Here is a 24,961-nt window from a genome sequence, read left to right as displayed (position 1 = left end):
TCACTCCAGCCAAGCCATCTGCTGAATGCCCAGCCTAGCCGCCGCGTCCTTCACCAGGGCACGCTTGCGAGCCACCGAGGTTTGTCCCGTCTCAAGTAGTACCGCGCCGAAGGGAGACGCTTCATGGCTGGTTCGGCCTCGCTCGAACACCGCCATCAGGACCAGCTTCCAATCCCTACTCTTGCCCCAACATATGACCCTGCCGTCGCCAAGCCGACGCCCATGCGGCTTGATATAGGACTCACTCACACTGGTCGGCGGAGAGAGGCCCAGTGACCGCCAAATTTGTCCCTCGGTCTCGAGGAGGCGAGCCCTCTCATAGGGTTTTAGGAGCGAATCCTTAATGTAGACCCTGACCTTTCTCGGGTCCATGAAGTGAGCGAGTTGCCCGCCGATCGTCTGATCGCGGGTCCAAAGCTCGTAGTAGCGCGAGCGTTCCGAATCCCCGATCGTGGACCAGCCCAACTCATCCGCCACCGCCCAGATTTTGTCGCGAATGCCGTCCCTGATGGCCTCGGGAATCATCATTGAATGGTTCCCTTGGTGTGCGGTTTCGGAAAGTCGAAGGCGGGAAGCTCGAGCGTCGGATCGCCCTCACGGGTGAAGAGGTCGGCTTGATCGCGCATCCAATCGAGCATGAAGCTCCCGGCGCCCTCGTCTCGGAATTGGATCACGCCAGGGAGGCGCAGGCGCTCAAGATCGCCTCGCGCCGCCTTCTCAAGCTCGACAACCTCGGCGATGCGACGTAGATCACTCACGAAGTCGAGCACCACGACCTTGGATTTGTTCGGGCTGATCCGAAGCCCCCGGCCGAGTTGTTGAACAAAAATCCGTCTACTGTGCGTGACGCGCATGAAGACGATCATGTCCACATCCGGCACGTCCACCCCTTCATTGAACAAATCCCGCGTCGTGACCACGTCGAGGGAGCCCTTACGGAAGGCGGACATCATGCGATCACGCTCGCGGGGATTCATTTCCCCAGTGATTGGCTCGGCCTTGAAGCCAAACAGCCGGAGCGTCGCTGCGAAACTCTTCGCGTGCTGGACTGAGGAGCAGAACACAATGACGGAGAGTCGCTTCTCTCGATCAAATGTCTCACGCACCGCGCGCGCCGCCTCCTCGTCGCGCATTGGAAGAAGAAGCAATCGATTAAGCTGGTTTATCGAATAGCGATTTCGCGACTGCGATCGGACCAATTGCCAGTCGATGTTATCGGCCAATAGTCGATAGTCAGCCTCGCAAAGAAATCCGCGACGGAGTCCTTCCGCGATACCGATCTTGATCACGGGCTGACCGAGCAATTCGTCGATATCATAACCGTCACCACGCCAAGGCGTGGCGGTCACGCCGCCGATCATGGCGCTAGACAAGTGGTCTGTGACCCTGCGAAAGGTTTCCGATCCGACGTGGTGGGCCTCGTCGATGAGGACGAGACCGAAGTCCGGAAGCTCGCCAAGACGGGAAACAGCGCTCTGCACGGTCGCGAAGGTGATCCCGTCCCAACTACCGGGCGTTTCTCCGCCCATCAGTCTATGTGTCGCGATCCACTTCGGTAACTGGTCCCAAAAGGCCCGCTGCAGCTGGTCGACAAGCTCGCGTGTTCCGGCCAAAACGAGTGCGCGCCCACCTGGCACCGCCTGGTCCCGAAACAAATTCGCCACGCTCTCCGCCAGCACGACGGTTTTGCCAAGGCCTGTGGCGAGAACGACCTGTCCACGACTCGTCTCGCGCAAGGTCGCCACGAACTTCTCGACGGCGTCTTCCTGATAGTCGCGTAAGTCGCGCCGATGGACGGAATATTCGGGGCTCTTCCGAGCCAACTCCAGTAGCGTGACCGGCTCTAGAATACCGATCTCGATCCCGAGAGCCTTCCAGCGGCTTATCGCCTCATAAGTAGCGGGACCGGCCCGTCGACTGGAAGCCACATATATCCGATCCGCCTTGTAGAAACGGGCCGCTTCCCCAACCTCATCAACGGAGGTGGCTGCGGGATAACCGCTGGTCGTGAATTTACATTGGATGACCCAGAGCTCTCCATTCTTGACGCCAAGCACGTCGGCGCCGTGATCACCCGTTCCGCCAACCAAACGGACATCCTCGAATCCATTGCACACCAAAAGACGCGCGACATCCCTCTCGAAAGCCTGCCATGGCCCCTTCAATAAGCTCGCGGCATCGAGAAAAGGATCGAGCATTTAATCCGCCACATCTGGCTTCAAGAGCCTCACCGAACAGCTCGCGCGTATCACGGCGTCGCGGCTCGCGCGCTCAATGTCAGCCGGCGTCTGGTTCGCGAGCCAAACAGCGTCGCCGAGGTATGCGTCGTATCGCGACAGCACGCCGCGCTTAGCTTGCTCAGTGACAGCGGCGCTGCCGAAATCAACCTTGGCGTATGGGTCATTCCAGAATGCGCCGTCGAGGAAGAATTCAGGATGGCGGTTGAAAATTGCCCGGACGGAGTCGACTTCCGCGTATTCCCAGAACCGGCCCTCGGCGATGAGTGCCTTGTGGTCTGGAACACCCCTATTGGCCATCCGCCGCGCGATCGTCTCCTTTTCAGTCGCGCCCAGCTCCTCATAGAGCGCTGGCCCGGCCATGACGCCGGGAAGGTTGGGGATAGCGCGCGCGATCTCGCCGAGAATCGAGGAAGCAAGTGAGATGATCTCCTGCGGGTCCAACCTCGTCTCCACACAATATTGTCGACGAAAATCCGCGAGGACACCGGCAACCGAGGCGTCCTGAGCCTGGCCTTTCAGGAACTCGACGGTGCGATGGGTAAGCTCCGTGAGAAGGCCATCCAACGGCGTCATGGTTGTGGATCGGAATACTTCATGCGTGACGTCAACAAGGAAGCCATAGGTCCTGGTCGCGACATCATCGAGTTTCAGGAGCCAGGGAAGTCCCGTCGGCAAATCCAGATCGTCAGAGCCAACCGCCATGGCTTGGATCTCGTACTCGACGCGGTATGTCGGATGCACATATTTGCGCGATAGCTCGTGCATCTGCCGCCGTACCGGCGCGGGAGGCGGTGGCGTCGGTTGTGGATGCGGTTGTGCATCCGCCGCCGGTTGACCTTCAACAGGACTTGGTGCGGAAGCGCCGCCGTCGAGAAAACCACCGGGAAGCGGTGTATCGGTCGTCTCCCCGCCCGGGTCGCCGAGGACCTCCTTGTCCTGTTCCTGAACGAGCTGCCACCAGCGCTCATCGGTCAGATAATCTGGATCACCTTCCGCGAACGCCTCCGCCATCTGTTGCGCGCGTTCATTGTCACGGACGACGAGCACACGGGACCACAGCCCATTCTTTCCTTGCGGGCTGGAACGCCGGAAAGCTTGATACAGCTTGTAGAGAGGGCTCTCGTTGCCGGCGTAGCCACGTTGCTTCGCCACGATTGGCCGCAGTGGCCCCTCGCCACGAACAACGCGCACCATCTCGCCCCACGCCGGATCGTCGCGCTCGAAGCGATCCTTCGTGTAACTGACGCGGCAATGATCAATGTGGATCTCGCCGACGAATCGGCCGCGATTTCTTTGATCGTCGGTAGGGTACTCGACTTCCGACGTCTCCCCATCGCTCCATTCAAACAGATCCTTGTTTGAGATCTCGATTTTTCGGCCATTTCGAATGAAATCGATGCCAAATTCAGTGTTATGAAGGTATCGCTGCAGGCCAATCCAACCGTGAACGCGGCGCGTCGTCTCGACGATATTACAACTCGGACTGCCCATCGGGCAGCTCTCCTCACTCGCCGCCAACGTCCGCATGCAGCGGGTGCAGTAACGGCGCGGCGCCAACTTGACATCGATGAGTTCAACAGCGCGGGCCACCGTGCCATCTGGATACGTCACCGTGCGGTCCTCGCCCCACACGCAATGTCTCCGGGGAGAGAGCCTCGCGCCGCCGATCATCAGCCGGATTCTTCCTACGCCCGATTGATCAAGAAGCGAGGAATAGGCTCGGGCCAAATGCTTGCGGATCGTCTTCTGATTGTTGCCACGCGCGAGATAGGCCCGCTGATCAGGCTTTAGGCGCGTGATCACAATCTCCGTTCCATGAGCCGTGTGATCGGCTTTCGGCCGGGTCTGACGCGGCACACGAAAGTTGCCGGTCGCTCGGAGATTGTCGAGATCGATACGCACGCCCACCTGTTCCGGGTCGCCATGCCGGCTGGTCCACACCTCGGTCACAAGTCCGAGCCGCGCTGTCGCGATGTTGAACCCCATCCCGAATAAACCGAGATTTTCGAGTGGACTATTGCCAGACCACCCCGCCTTCACGGCCTTCTCCAGCACCTCGAACGACATCCCCGGTCCGTTGTCTTTCACGACGACCCGCGCGTTTTCATTGTCGGCAGTCGGCAGTAGGACGGCGATTTCAGGCCCATCGACGGGCGAGTCCGCGCGGGCGGCGTGGAGAAATCCGTCGATCGAGTTGTCGATGAGCTCGGCGAGACAGCGCCACTGGTGGAGATTGATCTCTCCAAGCATCTGAAGCACACGCGGATCGGGCGTGAGATCGAATTCCTGAGTCATTCCCAACCCCGCCTCGTGCCCGATGAGCCGCCCGTAGTTCTCGGCGTCGCCAATTCTGAATTCTTGACGTCCGCAACAAGTCTTCGCAGGTGCTCGGGCTTGGTCTCGCATTCCCACACCTCGATAACCCGCCAGCCCTGGCTTTCCAGCGTCGCCTTCACACGCTCATCGCGCTGGCGATTACCCGTGAGCTTGGGTTCCCAAAAATCCAGTCTGGATTTCGGCATCCTAGCCAGTCGACAATCAGGGCTCGGATGTTGATGCCAAAAACACCCGTGAACGAAGATCACGATCCGGCGGCTGCGGAAAACCACATCCGGTTTTCCGGGAAGCCCTTTCGCCTGCAAGCGGTAGCGCAGGCCCGCCGCGTGCAGCGCTCGTCTGACACGCAGCTCAGGCTTCGTGTCCTTGCCGCGCACGAGCGACATTTGCGCGCTTCTGGCGGGATCGATCTCATTCGTCGTCGACACCACCAGCCTCGTCCGGTTCTGGACCAACGGCGCTCTCTCCAACCGGGGGCACGTCCTCGTCGGCACGGGGAGCGTCGTCTTGCCGAAAGCCCGCCAGTATCTCCTCAAGCAGCGCCGCGTGGTCACGACGCGCGGGCACACGTTCCAACGTGGCCTTGATGCGATGCGCGATTTCGTCCGGCGTGAGCGAGTCAGCCAAACGCACATCAAGGGCCCACGGTCGCCCCGGATGAACGACGTCCCAAGGGGATCGTTTGTTGGCGCGCGTCGTGGCCGCATCGCCATGCTTGCTCATTCCCCAGCAAGCTTTGGTCTCCGAATTCCAGATGGGCCAAAACGTCCGAATAAGGTGTTTTTCGGCAACGAGTTGCGCGTTCGTCGCGCACACAAGCCTCCGACAGGAAAAGTCGGAAAGTCGAATGACCGACAAATGAGGCGGTATCCGATCGGAGAAAGCCTCCGCTGTGGCGATGGTCCCGGCGTGTTCCATGAGCCGGCCCGTGAGTTTCGGTCCTTGCTCACGCGTCGTGCTCGCGTCGTCGTTCGCCGGGTCGGCCTTTCCGACATAAATCGGCGTCTCTGATCCGGTGATCCCTTCATAAAGCGGGTGATCGCCACGATAGTAGATGGCGTAAACGCCGGAGCCGTAGGCTGGACGGACATCGCCAAGCGGAAGCAGCGGCTGAGCCAACAGCGCGATGGACACCATCCGGCCGATTGCCTTTGGATCGGCGGGATCAAAGGTCGACCGCGGCATTCGTATTGGATCCGTCGCGGACCGGGCCGCCTCGACAGCATCCGCATGGGCGGCGAGGCCTTCTCGGATACGACGCACGGTCGCTGGCGACGGATTATTCCCCACAGCGGCCAAAACAGCCGCCACGGCGTCCTCCAGTGCCTTTATCGCCGCGCGATCTGGTGCGAGCGCCATAGATTAACCCCCCTCGGCTGCCGACACGAGGTCTCTCGCCCGCGACTCGCCCTCTGGCTCCAGTGGAAGCCTTAATTCTAAGCCACACGACGTCTGGGAGCCAGCGCGCCGCCCGCCGCCTCCGCCTGTGTCTTCAGCCATTTACCAGCCGCAGCTCCCAAGGGGGCCGGGACCGCATTTCCGAGCTGGCGCATGCTTTCTGTCCAGGACCGGGGAAACTCGTAATCATCGGGCAATCCCACCAAGCGCGCCGCCTCACGGGTCGTGAAATATCGAACCGTGCCGTCATCGCGGACCATCATATTCTCACCGCCCGGTACGCCATGATCCCCGGCTTTCAGCGCCTTCGCCGGCAAATCCAACGGGCTCCCGGTGTGCCCCGGATAGACTCGCGCGCCTGGCTGCATCACGTGGTTACGCCCTCCATTTGGTTCACCGAGCCCCCTCAGCGCGTCCCTGACAGTAACCCAGGCGGTTCCGTCGGGCTCTCGTCCCTCCCGCGCCAATTGTTCAACGCGAACCTGATCCTGCCGAAGAATCGCTTCCCGGCGTCGCTTCAAACCGTGTCGAGCCCAATACTCGCCAGTGACATATTGATCCCATAACAGGCGATCACGCGAGTGGGTTGGCTTCATCGGCACCGGAACCACGCCAAGATCTTTCCGAACTCCAAAGATCAAAACGCGATGTCGAATTTGAGCAGCCCCGAAGTCGGCCGCGTTCACAAGTTGCCAGACGACCTCGTAATCCGGCCTGGCCCTTGACGCGAGCAACCTCGCGCGATGCTCGTCATGGCTTTCATCTGGACGCCTGACCAAGGCCGGCCGCTCAAGATGCGCCACGATCCAGTCGAGATAGGATCGAAAGCGCGGTCCCGCGATATTCCTCACATTCTCAAACAGGAAGAGGCGCGGCTTTGCCTCGCGAATGGCGCGTATGGCTTCCGGCCACATATCGCGATGATCGTCCTGACCTCGCTTCTTCCCTCCGATTCCAAATGGCTGACAAGGCGGGCCACCCGATACAAGGTCGAGAGCACTTAATGCTTTCCAGTTGATCTCGCGGACATCCTGGAGCCCCATCGGCCAGTCCCGGACGTGCTCGACGCCCTTGTTTTTGTTGTGAAGCACGGTGGCGACGGCGTCGTGGTCAAATTCCGCCATATATCGATGCTTGAAGCCGGCATGGGACATGCCCAAAGCCAGTCCTCCACATCCGGCGAAGAGTTCAGCGCTTTGCATCCTCGCCTCCTTCGAGATCCAGCGGCAACATCGGTCCGCCAGCCGCTTCTTCCAAAAACTTTTCGACCGCCCGTCGGACAAGCCAAGCAACCTTCACGCCCTGCGTTTTCGCGAGGCGATCGAGTTCGGCCTTCTGCTTGCGCGATAAGGTCGTAGTGACCCTCTCAGCATCGCGGCCATCCTTACCCACTTCTCATCTCCGCGGCAATCCGCGGCGTTCCGCGGCTATGGGCAGCTTGCAGCGCAATCGTCAATTTTTCAATTACGAGATTGGACGAGGAGCGCGAACATATCAAGAACATTCACTGTCCTGGGCTGACTATCGCTGGGGACGACGGCGCACCCACCACGATTCGAGCGCGTGCCCCCACCTTCGTAGGGCATTGGTCTATGCAGCCAGACGGGGAGGCAGAGCAGCCCCCTGGGCTGTATCCACGGTGTGACCCATGGAGCGCATCAACGCTGTGCAGCGGGCGGTGGAAGTCACGCGGAGCCACCGAACGATGCCGCAATCGAATCCGGGAGCCAACGGATCGTGTGTCTGCCCATGAGGCGTCATCCGCACCAAAGTCACGCCATGACGTCCGAGAACGCTCTTTCTCGTGCTTACAACCTGCTGATAAAGAGCCGTCGGGTACGCGTTGTCAGCAAAAATGGATCCGAAGAGCCATTCTTATCTATCTACGTTGTTGATAAACGTGAGCGGGCGAAGGGGTTCGAACCCTCGACCCCAACCTTGGCAAGGTTGGGAATTCTGTCGGGACAAGGGCGTCCCGCTTGCCATGGATGCAGGCGAAGGCGGAGGACGGATCCCTTGACCCCCCAAATCTGCGCCTTATCCTTAGAACGCTGTGGTTCCCCCTGAGCCATAGCAAGCGAGACGCCCCGACCGTAGACCACGCGGCGGGGCGTTTCTTTTCTCCTCAAATTGTGTCGTATGGACGCGGTAGAGCAAGTACCAGTTGAATCCAATGCTCCCTATCTCACTGCGTGTGGAGGCGTCGGGTTTACGCTTTCGTCTCCCGCTGGTAGAAAGGATCATGGTTCGTCTGCTCCGCTCGCTTCTTCCCATCCTCGTGCTGGCTTCGCTGCTGGCTGGCGGGGGAGCGGGTCCGCGCGCCGATCGCGGATGCGATGGTATGAGCGCCGCGGCTGTGGAAGATTGCCATAAAGCTGTCGGAGATCACGGTGCCCAAAGCGCCGACGATTGCGCGGCAGTGTCTTGCGGCCAAGTCCCACCAGTCGCCGGCCCAATCGAAGCATTCTTCCGCCTGCCGGTCTTCGCCGCGGTGGTCGCTATCGTCGCCGCGAGCGACGTCGATCCCGCCTCCCTGGCCGGTTCTCCGGACCTTCGACCTCCGATCGCCTGAAGCCATATTCGCCGGCTCCGCCGCTCACGCGGCGCGACGGCTTCGTGAGCTTCAACGCAATCCGCCGCCGCTGCGGCTGGAGATCGAAATCATGCCTCCTTTCGCGCCTTTGTTCGGCGCGCTCGCGCTCGCCGCGAGCGTGACCGTGTCAGTGCTTCACGCTTTCCATTCCGACGCGGCCCAATCGAGTCGCCCGATCACGGCCGCCGCGCTCGACGATCCCATTCTCTTCTATCGTGATCCGATGGGCGGCGGCGAAGTCTCGCGCCATCCGCGCAAGGACGGGATGGGAATGGACTTTCTGCCGGTGCGCCGATCGCAGATCGCGCCGTTCATCGGAAAGCTTCCCGATCCGCCCGCGGCCTCGCGCGAGGAGCCGCTCTTCTATCGCGATCCGATGGGCGGCGACGATATTTCCGCAGGCCCGCGAAAGGACGGCATGGGCATGGACTATCTGCCGGTCCGGCCGGCCGATCTGCGCGCTGTCCTCCCCGAGCTCTCCGCGAAGCCGCGTGCGAAGCGAATCCTCTACTACCGCAATCCGATGGGGCTGCCCGATGTTTCGCCGGCGCCGAAGAAGGATGCGATGGGCATGGATTACACGCCCGTCTATGAGGGCGACGAGGCCGAGGCCGATGGCGCGGTGCGCATCGCGCCCGGAAAAATCCAGCGCACGGGCGTGCGCTCGGAACTGGTGAGGCGTCGGCCGCTCGTCGCCAAGATTCGCGTGCCCGGCGCGGTGCAGGTCGACGAGCGCCGCGTCGCCGTGGTCGCGACGCGCTCCGAGGCTTTCGTCGAGAAGGTCGCCGACGCCACGACCGGCGCGCGCGTCTCCAAGGGCCAGCCGCTGGTGAGGCTCTATTCTCCGGCCATCGCCGCGGCGGCGGCGGATTATCTGGTTTTAGCGGGCTCTCAGACGGGCGACGCGAGATTGCTCGACGGCGTGCGGAGGAAGCTCGAGACGCTGAACGCGCCGCCGGAATTCATCGCCGAGATCGCCCGCAGCCGCCGCGTGCCGGCGAGCGTCTCCTGGCCGGCGCCGCGCGACGGCGTCATTCTCGAGCGCAACGCCGTCGATGGAATGAAGGCCGAGGCCGGCCAAGTGCTGTTCCGCATCGCCGATCTTTCGGTGGTCTGGGCGCTCGTCGACGTCGCCGAGCAGGATTATGCGCGGCTGCGCGTCGGCCAGCCTGTCGAGATCAGAGCGCGCGGCCTGCCGGATCGCGTCTTCTCCGGCCATGTGACGGTCGTCTATCCGCAGATCAATCGCGAGACACGCACGGCTCGCGTGCGCATCGAGCTGGCCAACGCCGATCTGATCTTGCGGCCGGACATGTATGTCGAGGCGGAGATTCTGGCCGGCGACGCCGAGCAGATCGTGGCCGCGCCCGAGAGCGCGGTGATCGAAACCGGCAAGCGGGCGCTTGTCCTCCTCGACAAGGGCGATGGGCGTTTCGAGCCGCGCGAGGTGATGCTCGGCCGGCGCGGCGAGGGATTCGTCGAGGTGCGGAGCGGCCTCGATGAGATGGACCGCGTGGTGACGGCGGCCAATTTCCTCATCGACTCGGAGAGCAATCTGCGGGCGGCGCTGCAGACGCTCGCGGGAGCGGAGATGGCGCGATGATCGGACGGCTCATCGCCTGGTCGGCGCGCAATCTCGTCCTCGTCTTTCTCGGCGCCGCTTTCGCGATCGGGGCGGGAGCCTATGCGCTGCGCACGCTGCCGCTCGACGCGCTTCCCGATCTCTCCGACGTGCAGGCGATCGTCTACACGGAATATTCGGGGCAGGCGCCGCAGGTCGTGGAGGATCAGGTCACCTATCCGCTGACGAGCGCGATGCTGACCGTGCCGCGCTCCAAGGTCGTGCGCGGCTTCTCCTTCTTCGGCGTCTCCTTCGTGTATGTGATCTTCGAGGACGGCGTCGATCTCTATTGGGCGCGCTCGCGCGTGCTCGAATATTTGAGCGCCGCGGGCAAGAAGCTGCCGCAAGGCGTGACGCCGACGCTCGGGCCGGATGCGACCGGCGTCGGCTGGGTCTATCAATATGCGCTCGTCGCCAAGGAGATGACGCTCGCCGAGCTGCGCTCGCTCCAGGATTGGACATTGCGCTACGGACTCTCCAAGGCCGAAGGCGTGGCGGAAGTCGCGAGCGTCGGCGGCTTCGTCAAGCAATATAATGTCGTCGTCGATCCCAACCGGCTGCGCGCGCTCGGCGTCTCCTTGAAGCAGCTGCGCGAGGCGATCCGCGCCAGCAATACGGATGTCGGCGGCCGCACGGTGGAGCTCTCCGAGTTCGAGTTCATCGTGCGCGGCCGCGGCTATTTGAAGAGCGCCGCCGACATAGAGCATATCGGCCTGCGCGCGGAGAATGGCACGCCGCTGCTGCTGCGCGATGTCGCGCGCGTGGAGCTCGGGCCGGACGAGCGGCGCGGCGTCGCCGAGCTCGATGGCGAGGGCGAGGTCGCGAGCGGGATCGCGCTGCAACGCTATGGCGTCAATGCGCTGAGCGTGATCGACAATGTGAAGGCGGCGCTCGCCCGGCTGGCGTCCGCCCTGCCGAAGGGCGTGGAGATCGCGACCGTCTATGATCGCTCGCAGCTCATTCACGCCGCGATCGAGACTTTGCGCGGGACGCTCGTCGAGGAGAGCGTCATCGTCGCCCTCGTCTGCGCGCTCTTTCTCCTGCATCTGCGCAGCGCGCTCGTCGCCGTCATCATGCTGCCGGTCGGCGTGCTCCTCGCCTTCGGAGCGATGAAGGCGCTCGGCCTCGGCTCCAACATTATGAGCCTCGGGGGCGTCGCCATCGCCATCGGCGCGATGGTCGACGCCGCGATCGTGATGATCGAGAACGCCCATAAGCATCTGGAGCGCGCGCCGCCAGAAAAGCCTCGCATCGACATAGTGATCGAGGCGGCGAGCGAAGTCGGGCCGGCGCTGTTCTTCAGCTTGCTCGTCATCACCGTGTCTTTCCTGCCGATCTTCACGCTGGAGGCGCAGGAGGGACGGCTGTTCGCGCCGCTCGCCTATACGAAGACCTTCGCCATGGCGGCGGCGGCGCTGCTCTCGGTGACGCTGGTTCCCGCTCTGATGGTCGTCTTCGTGCGCGGCAACATCGCGCCTGAGGCGAAAAATCCGGTCAATCGCGCGCTGATCTTTCTCTATCGCCCGATCATCGCGCGCGTGCTGAAGGCGAAGACGGCGACAATCCTTCTCGCTTTTCTCGCGATCGTCGCAACGATCGTTCCGGCGCGCGAGCTCGGCGGCGAGTTCATGCCGACGCTGGACGAAGGCGCTCTGCTCTATATGCCGACGACTCTGCCCGGCCTCTCCGTCACCAAGGCCGCCGAGCTGCTGCAGACGCAGGACCGCATCATCAAATCCTTTCCCGAGGTCGCGTCCGCCTATGGCAAGGCGGGCCGCGCCGCGACCGCGACCGATCCGGCGCCGCTCGAAATGTTCGAGACGATCATCGCCCTGAAGCCGAAGGATCGATGGCGGGCAGGAATGACCACCTCGAAGCTCGTCGCCGAGCTCGACGCCGCCTTGCAGTTTCCCGGCGTCTCCAATGCCTGGACCATGCCGATCAAGGCGCGAATCGACATGCTCGCCACGGGCATTCGCACGCCGATCGGCGTGAAGATCTTCGGCCGTGATCTCGCGCAGATGGAAGGCGTCGCGCGGCAGGTCGAGGCCGTGCTGAAGCGCGTTCCCGGCACGGCGAGCGCCTATGCCGAGCGCGTCAACGGCGGCTATTTTCTCGATATCGTCCCCGATCACCCGGCGCTCGCGCGCTATAATCTGATGATCGGCGATGTGCAGGAGGTGATCGCCACCGCGCTCGGCGGAGAGACGATCACGACGACGGTCGAAGGGCGCGAGCGCTATGGCGTCAACATCCGCTATCCGCGCGAGTTCCGATCCGACCCCCAGACGATCGCGAAAGAAGTGCTCACGCCGCTGCCGCGCGGCGGCGCGGTTCCGCTGGGCGAGGTCGCTAGGATCGAGCTCACGCGCGGGCCGACATCGATCCGCACGGAGAACGGCCAGCTCGCCGTCTATGTCTTTGTCGACGTGCGGGATCGCGATCTTGGCTCCTATGTCGCGGAGGCGCAGAAGGCCGTGGCGCAATCCGTCTCTTTTCCCGCCGGCTCCTATGTGACCTGGAGCGGGCAGTTCGAATACATGCAGCGGGCCGAGGCGCGCTTGAAAATCGTCGTTCCTCTGACGCTCGCGATTATTTTCCTGCTGCTCTATCTCAATTTCCGTCGCTTGACGGAAACGCTGATCGTGATGGCGTCCCTGCCTTTCGCGCTCGTCGGCGGCGTGTGGGCGATGTGGCTCATGGGCTTCGACCTCTCGGTCGCGGCGGCGGTCGGATTCATCGCGCTCGCCGGCGTCGCCGCCGAGACCGGCGTCGTCATGCTGATCTATCTGGATCAGGCCATGAAAGAGATCGCCGCCGAGCGGGTCGCGCAGGGCCGCGCCTTCACGCGCGCCGATCTGCAAGAGGCGATCATGCTCGGCGCCGTCGAGCGGGTGCGTCCGAAGATGATGACGGTCACAGCCATCATCGCCGGCCTGCTGCCGATCCTCTGGAGCCATGGCGCGGGCTCGGACGTCATGCAGCGCATCGCCGCGCCGATGATCGGCGGCATGGCCTCCTCGACGGCGCTGACGCTCGTCGTCATTCCGGCGATCTATGCGCTCGTCAAGGGCTTCCGCTTGCCTCGCGCCGGAGTCACTTCGAACGCAGGCCGAGCAGCACGCGGCCGTCCGGCTCGGAATTGACGCTCGATCCCGTGACGGCGGAGGGCTTCGACGCGAGCGCCCGCGCGCGCAGGCGAGAGGCGTCGACGCCGAGCCGCGTCAGCGCCGCGACGACGGCCTCCGCCCGCCGCTTCGACAGCTTCTTGGCGTCGCCATGGACGGCGACGATCGCTCTGGCGCGGGGATGGGTCGCCAGAACATCGGCGACCGCCTGCAATCGTGTCTGCGCAGTGGGTTTCAGACCGGCTCCGCGCGGCTCGAATGTCACGCCGTCGAGCTCGAACCAGGCGAGTTTTCGCGCCCGCGGCGTTTCGCTCTCGAGGTAGGCGCGCAGCTTCGACTCCAATCCTTCGCTCGCAGCGACGCCGGATCGCGCATCCGTCTTCGGCGCTTCGGCCGGTCGCTCCACGACCGAGGGCGCCGGCTCGCGCTGCGCCGGTGGAGATGGCGGCATCTCGGCGACAGGGAAGCGCGGCCGCCAGTCGCGCCACGCCAGCCCCGCCGCGATCGCCAGCGCGGCGGCCGTCGCCCCCGCCAATGCGAGACGTCTCGATCGTTCCGGGCGACGCAGAGCGCCGGCGGCGGCGGCTGGCTCTTCGATTTGCGATCGGCGCAGCCGCAGCGAATTGGCGATCACGCTCACCGACGACAGCGCCATGGCCGCGGCGGCAATCGTCGGCGACAGCAGCAAGCCGAAAGCGGGATAGAGCGCGCCCGCGGCGATGGGTACGCCAGCGGCGTTGTAGACAAAGGCGAAGAAGAGGTTCTCGCGGATGTTGCGCATCGTCGCGGCCGAGAGGCGCCGGCCGCGGACGATGCCCCGCAGATCGCCCTTCAGCAAGGTGACGCCGGCGCTCTCGATCGCGACATCGGTCCCCGTTCCCATGGCGATTCCGACATCGGCGGCGGCGAGGGCCGGGGCGTCATTGACGCCGTCGCCCGCCATGGCGACGACGCGGCCGGACTCTCTCAGCCGGCTCACCACCTTGCTCTTGTCCTCCGGGAGTATCTCGGCTTCGACCTCGTCTATGCCGAGCCGCTTCGCCACCGCCCGCGCGGTGGTCCAATTGTCGCCCGTCAGCATGACGACACGGACGCCATCCTTCCGCAGCGCCTGCAGGGCGGCGGGCGTCGTCTCCTTGACGGGATCGGCGATGCCGATCACGCCGGCGACAACGCTATCGATGGCGACGAAAATCGCCGTGGCGCCGTCTTCTCTCAGCCGCTCCGCCTCCGCATCGGCGATGGCGACGTCGATTCCGATCTCGTCCAGGAAGCGGCGATTGCCGATGGCGAGCGACCGGTCCTCGACGACGCCCGTCACGCCCTTGCCGGCCGGCGAATTGAAATCCTTCGCCTCGGAGAGCGCGAGCCCGCGCGCCAGCGCCGATTGCACGATGGCCTGCGCCAGAGGGTGCTCGCTCGCGCGCTCGAGGCTCGCGGCCAGGCGCAGGAGATCATTCTCGTCGAGCCCCGCTATCGGGCGGATGGCGATGACCTGCGGCCTCCCCTCCGTCAGCGTGCCGGTCTTGTCGACGACGAGCGTGTCGATCTTCTCGAAGCGCTCGAGCGCCTCAGCGTTCTTGATGAGCACGCCGCTCTGCGCGCCGCGTCCGACGCCGACCATGATCGACATGGGCGTCGCGAGGCCGAGCGCGCAGGGGCAGGCGATGATGAGGACGGAGACCGCGGCGACGAGGCCATAGGCCATGCGCGGCTCCGGTCCCCAGAGCGCCCAGGCGATGAAGCTGAGAATGGCGACGCCGATGACGGCCGGCACGAACCAGCCCGACACCTGATCGGCGAGGCGCTGGATCGGCGCGCGGCTGCGCTGCGCCGCGGCGACCATGTCGACGATGCGCGCGAGCATCGTGTCGCGGCCGACCTTGTCGGCGCGCATGACGAAGCCGCCGCTCTGGTTGAGTGTGCCACCGATGAGCCGGTCGCCGGCGCTCTTGGACACCGGCAGAGACTCGCCCGTGACCAGGGATTCGTCGACCGAGCTGCGGCCGTCGATGAGCTCGCCGTCGACGGGAATCTTTTCGCCGGGGCGCACGCGAAGCCGATCGCCGACCGCGACATCCTCGAGCGAAATATCCTCGTCCGAGCCGTCGGCCGCGATGCGGCGCGCGGATTTCGGGGCGAGATCGAGCAAGGCGCGAATCGCGCCGCCGGTCTGCTCTCGCGCGCGCAGCTCCAGCACCTGGCCGAGCAGCACGAGCACGGTGATGACCGCGGCGGCCTCGAAATAGATCGGGACCGAGCCATCCGCGTTGCGGAAGGCCGTGGGAATCAGCGACGGCGCGACAGTCGCGAGCGCGCTATAGGCAAAGGCCACTCCCGTGCCCATGGCGATGAGCGTGAACATGTTGAGATTGCGCGTGACGAGAGACCGCGCCGCCCGCGCGAAGAAGGGCGCGCCGGCCCACAGCACCACCGGAGTCGCCAGAGCGAATTGAATCCAGTTGGACGTCTGCGGCGGAATGAGATGGTGAAGGCCGAAGAAATGCCCGCCCATCTCCAGTACGACGCCAGGAACGGCGAGAGCGAGGCCGATCCAAAAGCGCCGCGTCATGTCGACGAGCTCCGGGCTCGGTCCGCTCTCCGCGCTTGCGAGGACAGGTTCGAGCGCCATTCCGCAGATCGGACAATTGCCGGGCTGCGGCCGGCGGATCTGCGGATGCATCGGACATGTGTAGATCGCGTCCGGGCGAGAGCTTCGCCGAGCGCTTTCTCGCGAGTGGTGACGGGCGTGCTCATGGGCCATGAGAGAACCCTTCAGAGACAATGGGGCGCGGATCGCCTCATTCGGAACGGCCGGTCATCGATTGAAAAACCAGAGATGGGAATATAGAGGCGGAAATCGCCGCGTTCGACCACTATGTCGCCGGGACATGGCGGCCGAGGTCGAACCGCTCGCCGACGAACTAGGCCAGCCGATTATGGGGAAGCGATCTTCCCCGTGAGGCGACATTCGAACCTCCGACGAGGCGAACGCCGCCTGATGCTGGCGGCTTCCTCGATCAGCGGCGTATCGGGCCTATGGCGCCTATCGAATAGCCTTGCCGGCATGAGCGAGCTAACGTCGCTCGTGAGTGATTCGGTGGCTGGAGTATGAATCCCCTGCGACCGAGGCTTCTCTATGTCGTGGCGAGCACAAACGTCCGCCGCTGAGCTGCGGCCGCTATTTGCGTCCTTCCTTTATATTCTCGAGAAGGTCGGCGCTGTTTCATTGATTGTCGGAACAGTTCATAGCTGCGCGCCAACTCCGCTGCCGTTTATCGCCCCTGAACCGTTCGACGCCGGAGCGCCTGCGCCCGCTACACATTATCATTCTACGATCGGCTCTTACGTCAGCCAACGGCCGGTCCGACCGGGTTCCTGGAGAGAGCAAAATGCTCGGGTGACCCGATCATCGGGTCACGGGCGTGACGGCGGCTCGGAGCATGAGCATTGAGTCGGCTCCGATGCTTTCCGTCGATGTTGCGACGGCGTCGGCTCGGCTCGAGGATTCGAGCTGGCGCAGCATTGCTCTCGGCCATTACGCTCTCCGCCTGCGTCGGTTTTTCGGACGATGGCGGCATGAGCATTGTCGCGAGCGTCGCCGGCAGCCCGCTCGAAAAGGACGTGCTGGCGATCCGCACCCCGGAGGACGCTGCGTCGGCTCGAGCTCGTGTCGAGCTTCTGCTCTCGCGAGCGCTGACCGCCGAATCCGCGGTGCAAATCGCTCTGCTCGGCAATCGCAGACTCCAAGCGGCGTATAACGCCATGGGCTCCGCGGAAGCGGCGATGGTAAGAGCAATCCTTCCGCCAAACCCGAGCTTTTCCATTTCGCGGATTGCCGGACCGCTGAAATTGGAGCTCGAGGCGATCATTGCCGCCGATATTCTCGCATTGGCGACTTTGCCGGCGCGGGCGGAGATCGCCTCGGACCGGTTCCATCAGGCGCAGCTGCGCGCGGCCGAGGAAACACTCCGGCTCGCAGCCCGCGCGCGGAGGGACTACTATCGCGCTGTCGCTTCGCGGGAGCTCGTCGATTTTCTCGCCAAGGCGAATTCGACGGCCGAAGCGGCGGCGGAGCTCGCCAGAGCATTGGGCGAAACCGGCGCGATGAACAAGCTCGATCAGGCGCGCGAGCAAGTGTTCTACGCCGATCTTACTGCTCAGCTCGCGAAGGCTCGCCAGCGCGCGATCGCCGAGCGCGAGCAGCTGATCCGCTCGCTTGGCTTGTGGGGCGATGATCTCGATTTCAAGCTTCCCGCCGCCTTGCCGGCGCCGCCCTCTCGTCCACAAAGCATGCCCATGGTCGAGCAGGAAGCGGTGGCGCGCCGCCCCGATCTTTTCGTCGCAGGCATAGAACTCGACGCGCTCGCAAAATCGTATGGGCTCGTCGAAGCGACCCGCTTCGTCAATGTCTTCCAATTGTCCGGCATCTATAAGGATACGCGGGAAACCGTCACCAGTGTTTCGAGCGACGGGACGATCGACACCGAGAATGTTCGATTCAGGGTTGTTGGCCCAGGCGCCACGATTGAAATTCCGATTTTCGACTTTGGCGAGGCGCGCACGCGCGAAGCGGAGCAAAACTACATGCAGGCGTTCAACCGCTTGGCGGCAAAAGCGATCGACATTCGTTCGGAAGCACGATTGGCGTATCGCACCTATCGCTCGACGTGGGACATAGCGAATCATTATCAGCGCGAGATTTTGCCGCTGCGCAAGATCATCGTGGATGAAAGCCTGCTGCGCTACAATGCGATGCTGATCGACGTCTTCCCACTGCTCGCCGAGGTGCGCCAGAGGATATTGGCGAGAATTGCGGCGATCGAAGCCAAGCGCGATTTCTGGCTCGCCAGCACAGACCTTCGAGCTACGGTCATCGGCGGAGCCGAAGCGCGAGTCGAGGAGACGTCCGGATCACGGACGGATGCGATCGGACAGTGACGAATGAGGGGGACAAACAATGATGTCTCGAAGGAGCTTCATCGGCGCCGCGGCTGGACTTGTAAGCGTCGCCGCTCTCAGCGGCCGCGCGCGAGCGGCGCGCATACCGGAAGCTCATTATGCGACGAGCGCGGCGACACAGCCTCCGTTGTCCCCCTCGAATGGTCCCGAATACCGACCCGTCGTGACGTTGAACGGGTGGAGCTTGCCCTGGCGCATGAACGAGGGCGTCAAAGAGTTTCATCTCGTCGCGGAAGCCGTCGAGCGTGAGTTCGCGCCCGGGATGAAAGTGCATCTTTGGGGCTATAACGGCCAATCGCCGGGTCCGACCATAGAGGTGGTCGAAGGCGATAAGGTCCGCATTTTCGTGACGAATAAGCTGCCGGAACCCACCTCGATCCACTGGCATGGAATCTTGTTGCCGAATGGCATGGATGGCGTGGCCGGCGTCACGCAGCCTCATATTCCGCCGGGCAAGACCTTCGTCTACGAATTCGATCTGAAGACGAGCGGGACGTTCATGTACCACACGCATTCGGACGAAATGGTGCAGATGGCGATGGGCTTGATGGGAATGATCGTCGTTCATTCGCGCGATCCCGAGCAGCATAGGGTCGATCGCGATTTCGCGTTCATGTTGGCCACCTATGATGTCGATCCCGGAACCTATGTGCCCAAGGTCGTGGAGATGACGAACTTCAATATGTGGACATTCAATAACCGGGTCTTTCCCGGCATCGACCCGCTCGTTGTACGCTTGAACGATCGCGTGCGCGTGCGGATAGCGAATCTCAGCATGACAAATCATCCGATTCACCTGCATGGCCACCATTTCGTCGTCACGGGCACGGATGGGGGCTGGATTCCTCGATCTGCTCAAATGCCCGAATCGACCGTAGACGTCCCTGTCGGAACAATTCGCGCCTTCGAGCTCGTCGCGAACAACCCGGGTGATTGGGCTTTGCACTGCCACAAGTCGCATCACACGATGAACGCGATGGGCCATGATTTGAGAACTTTCATCGGAGTGAAGCAGAGCCCCCGCATTGTCGAAGCCATCACCAAATTGGTTCCGGATTACATGCCCATGGGTTCGTCCGGGATGGGCGAAATGGCGTCGATGCACATGCCTGGGCCGAACAATGCGCTTCCCATGATGACGGGAACAGGCCAATTTGGACCTATCGAAATGGGCGGCATGTTCACGCTCATGAAGATCCGAGAGGGTCTGGCGCGCGACGACTATAAAGACCCGGGTCCATATGAGTTCCCGGAGGGGACCGTCGCTCATGAGGTCGAGGGTCGCCCTAAAGACGCGCCGCGGCATGATGGAGTGACGAAAACGAAGAGCCCGAAAGCGCAACCGTCCGGCCATGATCAGCATGAGCATCATTGAAAAATGAAAATAGGCGATCTGATGGGCAAGACGGTGTCGGCTCGCAGCAGCGGAACTCTATTTCGGCAGTGGGCCAGAGGCTGCTGATGCGCAGCGCGTAACAAGGATGCGCTTCGGGCGACTAAAATCGTGGCGGCCGCTTGGACGCGCCCGGGGGGGGGCGATGGACGACCTGCACGTAGCTCAAATCCGGCTCCTGGCGCGCTCGAGCTCGACGCAAGGGGAAATCCGTCAACGAGACGTTTCTCTCTTTCGACAAGCATGTCGATGAGATCGCCGCCGGACGGCGGGTCGACGACGCCTTTGCGACCTTTCTCCGACCGTGGCGGACGTCCGGGCGCGCGCCCCGTTCGGCGCGCGCCTGCCTGCGCTTCTCGACGAATTGACCGATGCTCTGGCCGCATGATATCTACCAGAGATAGACGTCACTCCACCGAGACGCGAGATGACCGCGAGCGCCGGCAAGCCCACCGAACGAAAAGCGACCGCCAAGCTGTTCATGCACGGCCGCAGCCAGGCCGTGCGCCTGCCAAAGGAGTTCCGGTTCGAGGGGAAAGAGGTGCGCGTCAGCAAGGTGGGCGACAAGGTGATCTTGGAGCCTTTGGAGAAGGAGCCGTTCGACGTGGAGGCCTGGCGCGCGCGGCTCGACGCCTTGGGCGCGCGCGACTTCTTGCCCGATGGTCTGCCCGACGATCCGCCGCTCGAGCCCGACGACTCGATCTCATTCGATTGACGCGGACGATGTTTTGTCTCGACACCAACATCGTCATCTTCGCCCTGAACAAGCGGAAGCCCTGGATCGCCACGAGGCTCGAGAATGAGCTGAGGGCGGGAACGGCGCTCATCGTCCCCGCGATCGTGCTGTTCGAGCTCGATTATGGAATCGCCAAGAGCGACCGAGCCGAACAGGCGCGCGCCCTCCTCGAGGGCTTTTTATCGGCCGGGATCGGCCAGCCGGCTTTCGACGCCGAGGATGCGCGCGAAGCGGCGGACATAAGGGCGTTCCTCGAACGGCAGGGGACGCCGATCGGCCCCTTCGACTATCTCGTCGCGGCGCAGGCGCGGCGGCGCGGCGCGGCGCTGGTGACGCTCAACCGCCGCGAGTTCGAGCGCGTGCCAGGGCTGCTGGTGACGGATTGGGCGGCATAACGATTGGCGTCCGGAAACTCGCGTCCGGGAGAGGGGCGGCGCGTTCCAGCGCGGCCGGGCGAGCAGGAAGAAAAAGAGAACAAGCCCTGCACACGGCGTGCACACGACTGCTGCTATGTATTTGAAAAAGCGACGACTTCAGTCCAGTCCATCATAGGCGCGGTAGAGAATCTAATGTCTTGTTTTGTAAGCGATTTCATTTTACTCTCAAGGCCCTAGGTCGGGGCGTGCGCACTCTCCCGCACGCCTCGATACGACACTTTTCGTTCCTTTTCGACTTCTCAGTGCATACAGAGCGCACACGAAATGGCGACCTTCACGAGGCTCAAATCCGGCTCCTGGCGCGCTCGAGTTCGACGCAAGGGGAAATACGTCAACGAGACGTTTCTCCGCCGGCGCGACGCCGAGGAGTGGCGCTCGACATAGAGCGCCGGATCGACCGTGGCGAGTCGCCATCGAAGCGCGCGCGCAAGAAGGCGCGAACATTCGGCGATCTCGTCCGTCTCCATAGGGACGATCTCGCGGAAGTCGGAAAGCGGATCGGCCGGTCGAAGGCCGCGAGCCTCAAATCTCTCGAGCGTCGCCTCGGGCGATTGAAGATTTCGGAGGCTCATTCAATTCGGTCGCGATAGAGCGAAGGAAGGAGCTGGCCCCGTCACGCTCGGCATCGGCCTCGGCTATGTCAAAACGATTTTGTCGCATGCGGCGGCAGTTCACGGCATTCAGCTTTCGACGGAGCCGACCGATCTCGCATGCATTGCGCTGAACCGTCTGGGATTGGTCGGGAAGGGAAACGAACGCGATCGCCGGCCGACGCAGGACGAAATCGATCGCATCATCGCAAAATCCGATTTGACGCCGCAGCTGACAATTCCGTGACGCATGCGCTCTCGTTCACGAGCGGAAGGAAGCCTCGAAAAGCAGCAAGGGTCGAATTTTTCCGTATAACAGCCGGTCGGTAGGGACGGCGTTTCGTCGGACATGTCGCGCCCTCAAGATTTCCGACCTTCATTTTCACGATTTACGGCATGAAGGCGCGAGCCGCCTCTTCGAGGCTGGCTTTTCGATCGAGCAAGTGGCGCTCGTCACAGGGCATCGAGACTGGAAGATGTTTCGACGATATACGCATCTCAAACCCGAGCAGTTGCATGCCCGGAAGAGTGGTGTGGCGGCGTGAAATCCGTGCGCGATGGGCTGTGGAAACCAACACCTGGATTTTCAGTCGCGAATTACAGACCTATTTTGTTGTGTAAATACAGATGGTTGTTGGAAATAGAAAAAATCGTAACAAGGCGCCAGCAAGGAGGAAGCCTGCCGAGCCGCCGGATCGGCCGATATGCGGTTGTCGGTAAGGGCCAGCGGCGAGGGTTCGCCGAAAATGGCGTCAGTGGCTGATCGAGTCGAAGACGCCGGCGAGGCCGTCGTGAAAGGGATGGAGTGTATCGGCTTTCGTCTGTGCCCATGCGATCCATTCATTGACAGGGCGGTCTCCGATCCCGACGTCGCCTTCGGATTCGTGGCGCTCTCCTCTGTATTGGCCGCACGAAGGGCGGGCTGAACTCCAAGCTCCCTGTCGTCTGCGATGGCGCGGGCAAGCCGCTCGTCATGATGCTGACCGAAGGGCGGATGAGCGATCGCAAAGGCGGGCTGATGTTCGCGGCGCTATTTCTTCTGTGTGGACGGGCAATAACTCGACGTGTGCGTTCAAGTCGCCACATTGCCACCAGTTTCGGCCCCGGAGCCATCCAGGCTTACCAAGGTTGGGGTCATCCTCGACGCTGCGGGATGACGCAGGCTAGCGGCGCGGGAGCGCGTCTCGATGCGCCTCTGAAGTCGCAGTCCAAGCCAGTGCGCGTGCGCGGCCGAAACGCCGGCGGCGCCGAGACGTCGAGCATCAACGACGCATCACGCATGGGCAGACCACCAGCGTTCTCCCTTGGGAGGGAGAACGCGAAGGCGCCAACCACCCCTTCAGTCACCGTCGACACCGTCTCGGAGCCGCCGACGACCAACGTAGCCTCCGTCATTGCGCTTCTAGGGCAAGGGCGATGCCTTGCCCGCCGCCAATGCAGAGCGTGACGACACCACGCCTGAGTCCGTCCCGCCGCATCGAATAGAGAAGGCGCGTAACGAGGATTGCGCCGGTCGCCCCGATTGGATGGCCGTGCGCGATCGCGCCTCCCACCACGTTCACGAGGTCCAGAGGTATCGCAAGTTCGGCGGCGACAGCGAGAGGCACGGCGGCGAATGCTTCGTTGATCTCGAAACGCTCCACGTCCCCCAGCTTCCAACCCGCACGGTCCAGCGCCTTTCGGACGGCGGGCACAGGACCGATGCCGAATAGGCCTGGCTCGACCGCAGCCACAGCCGAGGCCACGAGCCGGCCCATGGGCGCTATCCTGTTCGCCTCGGCGAATCCGCGTTCGGCGACGACCATGGCCGCGGCGCCGCTGTTCAGACCCGGCGCATTGCCGGCCGTGATGGTCCCACCGTCTCTGAACGCTGGCCGAAGCTTTGCGAGTATCTCGATCGTGGTGTCTGGACGTGGGGCTTCATCGACAGCGAACCGCACGCTTCCCTTCCGACCGGGCGCGTCGATCGGCACGATCTCGTCCGTAAAGAGACCGGCCTCGCGTGCGCGGGAGAACGCTTGTTGCGAGCGGACGGCGAATGCGTCCTGCTGTTCCCGCGTCAGCCCCGCGCGGGCGACGAGGTCTTCGGTGTGCCAGCCGGAATGCTTGCCGGAGAATGCATCCTCGAGGCCGTCTGTGACGGCGCTGTCGAGGATCTCGGCCGCCCCCATCCGGTAGCCCCAACGGCCGTTGCCGAGAAGGTACGGCGCGCGGTCCATGCTCTCCAGTCCGCCCGCGATCGCAACGTCGATCTCACCTGCGACGATTTCCGTGGCGGCCGTGGCGATGGCTTGGGCGCCAGACCCACAGACACGGTTTACGGTCATTGCGGGAATGCTCACCGGCAGCCCGCCGCCGATCGCAGCCTGCCGCGCCGGGTTCATGCGGTTGCCCGCCTGGATGACATTGCCCATCACGACGCCGCCGACTCGGGTCGGGTCGAGACCTGAACGGCGCAGTGTCTCCGCGACGACCGTCGAGCCGAGTGTTGTCGCCGAGATCTCCTTGAGCGCACCCCCGAAGGCTCCGATTGCCGTCCGGACAGGGCTACAGATGACGATCTCACGCGTTTTCATAGTGTGTCTCCGTGTTGACGGACCTGATTCCAAGCAACTTCACGGATCCGGCCCGTGGCCCAGACGATCGGCAGTGTTCGAGCACCGCGCGCAGACGGTTCCCGGCGGCGCGCGCGGCGGCCTATCGATCATGACGCTGACGCAGGAGTTCCCGGCTGCGCTTCAGGAAAACAGCGCCCGCAATAGAAAGATCGCCCGGAAGATCGCCGGTGAAACCAAACGACGCTTCCGTCGCTCGATCGCCTTGATGATCGCATCGGCGGCCTGGTCCGTCGTCAACGGCGGAATGGCCTTCGAAGCATGTTCTCTGCTTCCGGGGTTATGCTCCCAATAGCTGCTCTCCACGACTCCGAGCACGACGAGGCTGACGAACACGCCTTTCGCTTCGACTTCCGTGCGCAGAGCATCCGAAAAGCCCTTCAAGGCTTGGCGTGCGGCAATGTAAGCGGCGGCATTCGGCCACACCATATAAGAAGCCGGAGAGGTCACGTTGACGATATGGCCGCTCCGCGCCGCCAGCAGTCCAGGAAGGAAGAATCTCGTTACGTCGAACGCGGCGAGATAAGGGAGCTCGATCATCTGTCGAGCTTCCTGCGGGGTCGTTTCGACAGTCGGGAGCCAGCGGCCAGAGCCGGCATTATTGATGATAATATCGGGCGTTCCGGCCTTTTCGAGCACTTGTTCGCCCATGCGGGATATTTCATCGGAGTTCGAGAGATCGCACTCTATGGCGAGCGCGTTGCCTCCGGCCGCTTCGATCTCTCGCGCCAATTGCGCCAGTTTGTCGCCTGAACGCGCGACCAAGATGACGCGCGCTCCTTTGCCGGCGAGCGCGCGGGCGGTCGCGGCGCCGATGCCGCCCGAGGCCCCAGTCACGAGCGCAAGTTTTCCAGCGATTTCCATTGTCATGGCTCCTTGTAGATCGGTTTGAGCTGAGCGGTTTCATCGCA

Annotated in this window: 16 protein-coding genes and 4 pseudogenes; 8 read left to right on the top strand and 12 right to left on the bottom strand. The window is 63.1% G+C overall.

Annotated features, from left to right (window positions below):
• From IY145_RS03550 to IY145_RS03515, 8 genes are all read right to left on the bottom strand, one after another.
• Positions 1-528 (bottom strand): hypothetical protein, encoded by a 528-nt coding sequence (locus tag IY145_RS03550; protein WP_196406939.1) that lies wholly within the window; start codon positions 526-528, stop codon positions 1-3.
• Positions 525-2,198, bottom strand: coding sequence for a DEAD/DEAH box helicase family protein (locus IY145_RS03545; RefSeq protein WP_196406938.1), 1,674 nt, complete (start codon positions 2,196-2,198; stop codon positions 525-527). The genes IY145_RS03550 and IY145_RS03545 overlap by 4 nt, the downstream gene beginning before the upstream one ends.
• Complete coding sequence (locus IY145_RS03540; RefSeq protein ID WP_196406937.1) at positions 2,199-4,535, bottom strand: ATP-binding protein; 2,337 nt, start codon at positions 4,533-4,535, stop codon at positions 2,199-2,201.
• On the bottom strand, positions 4,532-5,005 hold the full coding sequence (locus tag IY145_RS03535) for a very short patch repair endonuclease (protein WP_245267239.1): 474 nt from the start codon (positions 5,003-5,005) through the stop codon (positions 4,532-4,534). The genes IY145_RS03540 and IY145_RS03535 overlap by 4 nt, the downstream gene beginning before the upstream one ends.
• Complete coding sequence (locus IY145_RS03530) at positions 4,989-5,936, bottom strand: Eco29kI family restriction endonuclease (protein ID WP_198022749.1); 948 nt, start codon at positions 5,934-5,936, stop codon at positions 4,989-4,991. The genes IY145_RS03535 and IY145_RS03530 overlap by 17 nt, the downstream gene beginning before the upstream one ends.
• 77 nt (positions 5,937-6,013) lie before the next feature.
• Positions 6,014-7,177 (bottom strand): DNA cytosine methyltransferase, encoded by a 1,164-nt coding sequence (locus IY145_RS03525; RefSeq protein WP_084484796.1) that lies wholly within the window; start codon positions 7,175-7,177, stop codon positions 6,014-6,016.
• Positions 7,164-7,367, bottom strand: coding sequence for a ribbon-helix-helix domain-containing protein (locus IY145_RS25600; RefSeq protein WP_084484797.1), 204 nt, complete (start codon positions 7,365-7,367; stop codon positions 7,164-7,166). The genes IY145_RS03525 and IY145_RS25600 overlap by 14 nt, the downstream gene beginning before the upstream one ends.
• Before the next feature lie 817 nt (positions 7,368-8,184).
• Entirely contained in the window at positions 8,185-8,553 is a 369-nt protein-coding gene (locus IY145_RS03515; protein ID WP_024879227.1) for a hypothetical protein, read from the bottom strand.
• A gap of 85 nt (positions 8,554-8,638) precedes the next feature.
• Here IY145_RS03515 and IY145_RS03510 point away from each other — a divergent pair, with 85 nt between their 5' ends.
• On the top strand, positions 8,639-10,171 hold the full coding sequence (locus IY145_RS03510) for an efflux RND transporter periplasmic adaptor subunit (RefSeq protein WP_196406936.1): 1,533 nt from the start codon (positions 8,639-8,641) through the stop codon (positions 10,169-10,171).
• Positions 10,168-13,335, top strand: a complete 3,168-nt coding sequence (locus IY145_RS03505; RefSeq protein WP_196406935.1) for an efflux RND transporter permease subunit — start codon at positions 10,168-10,170, stop codon at positions 13,333-13,335. The genes IY145_RS03510 and IY145_RS03505 overlap by 4 nt, the downstream gene beginning before the upstream one ends.
• Here IY145_RS03505 and IY145_RS26550 read toward each other — a convergent pair.
• Together IY145_RS26550 and IY145_RS03500 are read right to left on the bottom strand one after the other, a co-directional pair.
• Positions 13,286-13,567: pseudogene (locus IY145_RS26550) on the bottom strand (OmpA family protein); the annotation flags it as partial. The gene IY145_RS03505 and the pseudogene IY145_RS26550 overlap by 50 nt on opposite strands.
• A 342-nt stretch (positions 13,568-13,909) precedes the next feature.
• A pseudogene (locus tag IY145_RS03500) lies at positions 13,910-16,081 on the bottom strand (copper-transporting P-type ATPase); the annotation flags it as partial.
• Positions 16,082-16,896: 815 nt separating this feature from the next.
• Here IY145_RS03500 and IY145_RS03495 point away from each other — a divergent pair.
• The 6 genes and pseudogenes from IY145_RS03495 to IY145_RS25585 form a co-directional block, all read left to right on the top strand.
• Complete coding sequence (locus IY145_RS03495; protein WP_246721755.1) at positions 16,897-18,258, top strand: TolC family protein; 1,362 nt, start codon at positions 16,897-16,899, stop codon at positions 18,256-18,258.
• A gap of 19 nt (positions 18,259-18,277) precedes the next feature.
• Positions 18,278-19,654: a multicopper oxidase family protein gene (locus IY145_RS03490; RefSeq protein ID WP_196406932.1), complete on the top strand. Its 1,377-nt coding sequence runs from the start codon at positions 18,278-18,280 to the stop codon at positions 19,652-19,654.
• Between the two features lie 445 nt (positions 19,655-20,099).
• Positions 20,100-20,387 carry an antitoxin gene (locus tag IY145_RS03485; protein WP_196406931.1) on the top strand — a complete coding sequence of 96 codons (288 nt, stop codon included), beginning with the start codon at positions 20,100-20,102 and terminating at the stop codon, positions 20,385-20,387.
• An 8-nt stretch (positions 20,388-20,395) separates the two neighbouring features.
• Complete coding sequence (locus IY145_RS03480; RefSeq protein ID WP_196406930.1) at positions 20,396-20,803, top strand: PIN domain-containing protein; 408 nt, start codon at positions 20,396-20,398, stop codon at positions 20,801-20,803.
• A 306-nt stretch (positions 20,804-21,109) separates the two neighbouring features.
• Positions 21,110-21,980, top strand: a pseudogene (locus tag IY145_RS26545) (tyrosine-type recombinase/integrase).
• 356 nt (positions 21,981-22,336) lie between these two features.
• Positions 22,337-22,456 (top strand): annotated as a pseudogene (locus tag IY145_RS25585) (IS5/IS1182 family transposase); the annotation flags it as partial.
• Positions 22,457-22,826: 370 nt separating this feature from the next.
• Here IY145_RS25585 and IY145_RS03470 read toward each other — a convergent pair.
• Complete coding sequence (locus IY145_RS03470; protein WP_196406929.1) at positions 22,827-24,011, bottom strand: thiolase family protein; 1,185 nt, start codon at positions 24,009-24,011, stop codon at positions 22,827-22,829.
• Positions 24,012-24,173: 162 nt separating this feature from the next.
• Positions 24,174-24,914, bottom strand: coding sequence for an SDR family oxidoreductase (locus IY145_RS03465; RefSeq protein WP_196406928.1), 741 nt, complete (start codon positions 24,912-24,914; stop codon positions 24,174-24,176).
• Between the last annotated feature and the right edge of the window lie 47 nt (positions 24,915-24,961).

Source organism: Methylosinus sp. H3A (assembly GCF_015709455.1).
GTDB lineage: Bacteria > Pseudomonadota > Alphaproteobacteria > Rhizobiales > Beijerinckiaceae > Methylosinus.
Note: the sequence above shows the minus strand (reverse complement) of the source record. Positions and strands in the feature narration are given on the sequence as shown.